2 protein-coding genes and 2 pseudogenes are annotated in these 4,441 nt (G+C 66.5%); all 4 read right to left on the minus strand.

Going from position 1 to position 4,441, the window contains the following annotated elements; all coding sequences use genetic code 11:
- A pseudogene (locus ACWEJ6_RS54325) lies at positions 1 to 94 on the minus strand (IS5-like element ISDge16 family transposase); the annotation flags it as partial.
- A 30-nt stretch (positions 95 to 124) separates the two neighbouring features.
- Positions 125 to 1,103: pseudogene (locus ACWEJ6_RS54330) on the minus strand (IS110 family transposase); the annotation flags it as partial.
- A 123-nt stretch (positions 1,104 to 1,226) separates the two neighbouring features.
- Positions 1,227 to 2,405 carry a hypothetical protein gene (locus ACWEJ6_RS54335; protein ID WP_452433597.1) on the minus strand — a complete coding sequence of 393 codons (1,179 nt, stop codon included), beginning with the start codon at positions 2,403 to 2,405 and terminating at the stop codon, positions 1,227 to 1,229.
- A 1,498-nt stretch (positions 2,406 to 3,903) separates the two neighbouring features.
- Positions 3,904 to 4,248 carry a UTRA domain-containing protein gene (locus ACWEJ6_RS54340; RefSeq protein ID WP_452433599.1) on the minus strand — a complete coding sequence of 115 codons (345 nt, stop codon included), beginning with the start codon at positions 4,246 to 4,248 and terminating at the stop codon, positions 3,904 to 3,906.
- Positions 4,249 to 4,441 lie beyond the last annotated feature (193 nt).

The raw sequence follows: 4,441 nt of genomic DNA on the forward strand, positions 1-4,441 counted from the left end.
AGGCGGGAGGCCGGCCGCCGCGCGATCCACGTTTGCGGCGATGAGCCGCCTGATCCTTCTTTTCGGGGATGGTGCATCTGATGCCGCGCCGGCGCGGGAGGAATCTCAATGACCATGTCAAGCCGCAAGCGCCGTGGCTGGGGTGGCGCGGAACCCGAGAGAAGACCCGATTGTCGCGCAACAGAGCCCACAGCACGTCGACCAAGCGGCGTGCCAGAGCCGGCAATGCTTGGGTATGCACCTTGTTCTCAGCTCGTTTGCGCTGGTAGAAGGTCTTGGATTCGCCGTCGGCCCGGATGCTGGACAGCGCCGCCATGAAGAACACCTGGCGCGGCGACCGGTTGTAGCGCTGTTGCCGTCGGTAGTTGCCGGTCACCCGGCCGGAGTCGCGTGGCACGGGTACCAGCCCGGCGTAGGAGGCCAACCGCCCGGCGTTGGCGAAGGCCGCGCGGACGTCCCCGCCGGTGGCGACGATGATCTGGGCGCCCAGCGAGGTGCCCATGCCGGGCATGCTCTCGATGATGTGCGCCTGGGGGTGCCCGCGGAAACGTTCGGCGATGAGCTTGTCGGTGTCCTTGATCTCCCGGTCCAGGTCCAGCAGCTGGCGGGCGAGCTTCTTGACGAGCACGGCGCAGGGGCTTCGCCGGGCAGCGCCACCGATTGCTGAGCCGCGGCTCGCGGGGCTGTCGTGGCCAGGGTGTCGTTCCCCTAGGCCCTCTGCTCAGTCAGATGGGCGACCAGCGCCTCATGCCCTGCCCGACCGATCTCATCCGGAGTGCGGTAACCGGCCACCAGGATCAACGCTGAGCGGGTGGAGAAGTCGAAGCTGGAGAAGTCGAAGCTGCGCTCCAACGCCGGGAAGATGCCCCTCAGTAGATCGCGCGGGCGATTGACGCCACGTACCCAGTCGGCCATCACGTCGCTTCGGTAGGCGGTCAGCCGGGTCAGCTCGACCACCAGTTCGCCAGGCAGGGACAGTTCTGCCAGTTACCACGCATACGGGCAGTGTCGGCGATGACACGGGCGTCCTTGGCGTCAGTCTTGCCCTCACCGCGAAAGACGCCTGCCATGCCGTGGACGACGCGGCCGGGTACGTAGACCACCTTGTGCCCCCAGGCATGCCAGGCAGTGGCGGGACGCGGGCTGTACCCGCTCCCATCCGCGCATAGGGTCCACGGTGATCCACTGTTGTCCGGCCTCATCCGAGGGCGTTGTCACTCAGTTCGTCACGCAGAAAACCGCCCGTCCGCGCGACCGCTCAATTCTCGATACGCCTCGCGCAGTTCTGTGGCCTCCGGCATGCGGAGTGCTTCGATGGCGCTGATCACCTCGTGTGCCCGCCAATAGCTGGACGGCACCAGCACGCCGCTGGTCATCGTCATGAGCGTAAGCCGACCGGCCTCGTCGGGCTGATCGGCCGCCAGCAGCGCCAGCGCCAGGTCAAGGCGCGCGGATGCCGCCCTGCGCGGGCGAAACGGCCCGTCCGCGGCTGACTCCATACGCGCGAGCACCTGCCGGGCGTATGACTCGGCGGCCGGATCTCCCAGCCATGACAGTGTGGTCGCGACGTATGCGTCGCTCTTGGATGGGTCGTACCGGTAGTGATGCTCGGGATGCTCGGGCATCGACAACGGCGAGACCAGCCGGGCGACACGGTTCAGCGCATCACGTGTCTCCGGGCCGGATCCGAGTCGCGCCCATATCCGACCTTCCTGCGCGGTCGCCTGAATGTAGGCGGAACTTCCACGTGGCGCGATCACCTGCGCCCCCTGAGTCAGGGTCATGGCCCGGCGGTAGTCGCCGGTGGTGACCGCCTGCCATGCCTCCGTCTCCAGGCACCATGCCGCGATCTCGGAACACTCAGCGTGCTTGGCCAACTGCGCGGATGTCTGAAGCCATGTTGCGGCGGCATCGAATTCGCGAAGATCGATATAGCAGGTGGAAGCCAGCAAGGACAGCCAGCCACCGGTCGTGAGCAGGCGGCGGTGCTCGGTGATCGTCTTCTTCGCGTTGATCAGATGCGAGACGTAGGACAGGTGCTGGCGTGCTCGTTTCAATAATTCGGCCGGCGGTGTTCTCTGGTAGGCCATCGCGAGGTCATCGACGGCCGATTCCAGCCGGTCAAGCGTCTGGTTACCCACATCACTCGCCGCAACCCGACGGGCCAGCTCCAACGCCTCGATCTCGCCTTCGAAGCGAACGTTGTCCCGCCCCGCGACTTCCGCGTCATCGGCGAACAACTCGGCTTCCTCCATGCCGAACACTCGGCAGTAGAGCAATCGATAGGGGTCCTTGGGCTGGTGCCCGCCGGCCTCCCAATCCTTGATCATACGGATCAGGGATTCCCGCTCGGGTAGACGAGCCCGGGTGTGTGGGTCGGCTGCGTCGGCAAGGCGCTTGACCATGTCTCGCTGTGTCCACAACCTGCCACTCCTTTCGGCGCGCAACCGTACGGCCCAGGCCGGAACGCTATCCATTGTGTGCACCTCGGGGGACGTGGAGTCCGCCTGTCTCCCCCAGTCTTCCTTACTCGCACTGTCGGCGCGGGGGTACCGGGAGATGTCATGAGAGGACCATGAAAAGGCGGAACCCGCAGGCGCTGAACACGCCGTACGGGTTCCTTGCTCGCACACTGGAGGTGCGACCCATGGACAACTCTAGAGGCGCCCCGATCCTCGCGAACAGCGTCACAGCGAGCCATCAGGACAGAGCATTGAACATCGCGTCGGTGCCTCTCGCGAGCTACCGAGGCTGGGATCCGGACAAGCGACGCGCCGCATGGGAACTGGACCGCTCTGAGCCTGGATGGGCAGTGTTCTATGGCCCGTACACTCGCCGCTTCTACGCGATCGCCGCCTGGCCGTCCCCACGCCCGCTCGTCTTGGACGCCTGAGACACCGACGACCTACGCACTCTCATGCACGAGGCCGACGCCGGGTGCTGGCCGAGGATGGCATGACAACGCGTGGCTCGCGGCGGCAGCCGGGTGCCGAATCGAGATCAAGAGCATGGAACACAGCCCGACGACAACACGGGGACTCGGAGCGCGGCTCATCGGCCGCAAGGGCCAGGTGGTCGCCAATATCCGTCCCGGCGTGATCGCCCTGGTCCAGCTCGGTGGGCCACAGCAGGATCTACCGATGGGGATGCGGCGATGGTCGGTTCACTGGGATGACCTCGCTCCCCGCTCTTCGTGACGCGCCGATTCCCCTCCTGTCTCCCGGCTGGGACTCTCGTGTCTCGACCGGGATGCCGTTCAGCACGCCGTGCTTGACGGTGAGGTGACCGGCCTCTGCGGCGATGCGGCATATCCCTTGCCCTTCACCGGCTGGTCTCTCGCGTTCGACACCACCAGCGCACGAGCCTGCCCGACCCGCGTACGGCTGGCAGGAGCGGACTCATGCCCGAGTGGTGCGGTGGGCCAGGGCCGAGGAACGAAGCCACGGACCGTCGATCGCCCCCAGCTGGATACGCAGATCAGCCGGAGTCAGGCGATCGTAGGCCGTTCCGAAGTATGGCGCTGAGACCTGTGCCGGATGGCTGCGGGCGGCTTGGCCGCTCCCGCCGGGACCGGCCCCCAGGCCGCAGCCCGGCGGGAAGGGCGGCCGTCCTGCCGCCGGCGCGGCGGCGCGCCAGCGTCGCCGCCTTGAAACCAGTAAGAAACTTTGAGCCACCTTGGCCCCGTGAACCGTCGGCCCGATGAGACAGACGCAGGGGACCGACCGGGCTCTTCTGTCAGCACCGGCGGTTATGGTCTTGGCGCACGGTCGGCTTCCGAGGTGTCCAGCTCTGCAATGAAGCAGCCTCCCTGGTTCTGTGCGGGGGCGGCCCCCTGGGGCCTATCCCACGGCCAGGCCTTAGTAGAGGGCCGAGAGTGACCTGTCAGCGCCGACCGTGCAAGAGCTAGATCACGAAGTCTATGCCGTTATCGGCTAGTTCTTGTGGAGTGAGGTCGGCTTCGGGGTCGTCGGCGAGTTCGCGGTGGTAGCCGATCTCGTAGCGGTTGGCGGGGGCCTTGAGCTCGGTGACTTCGATGGGGTGGCCGTTGGGGTGGGCCATGGTGCGGCGGATGATGAGGACGGCTTCGGCGTAGTCCATGCCGAGTGCGGCTCGTTCGTCTTCGTAGGCGATGCGGGCACTGGTGAGGGTCGGCCATCCGCAGATCCCATGCGCGACGCCACCACGATCACCGGCGCGTCGTTTGGCGCGGGCGGCCTCGACATCAGCCGAGGTGTCCCCAATGAGCACCCCATCACGAGGCGTTCCGGCTCCTCAAAGCGCCGGTCGCTTGGCGTTGTGAGGCCAAGCCGCTCCAAAACCCGAACTGACAGTTCGGGCACCACCCGCCGCACTCCCCTATCCTCGCGGGCAGCATCGCTCGACGAACAGACACGGTGATCATGCGCGAGACAGCGGCACCAAGCCCACTCACGACCAGCGG

This window comes from Nonomuraea sp. NPDC004702 (genome assembly GCF_053601695.1).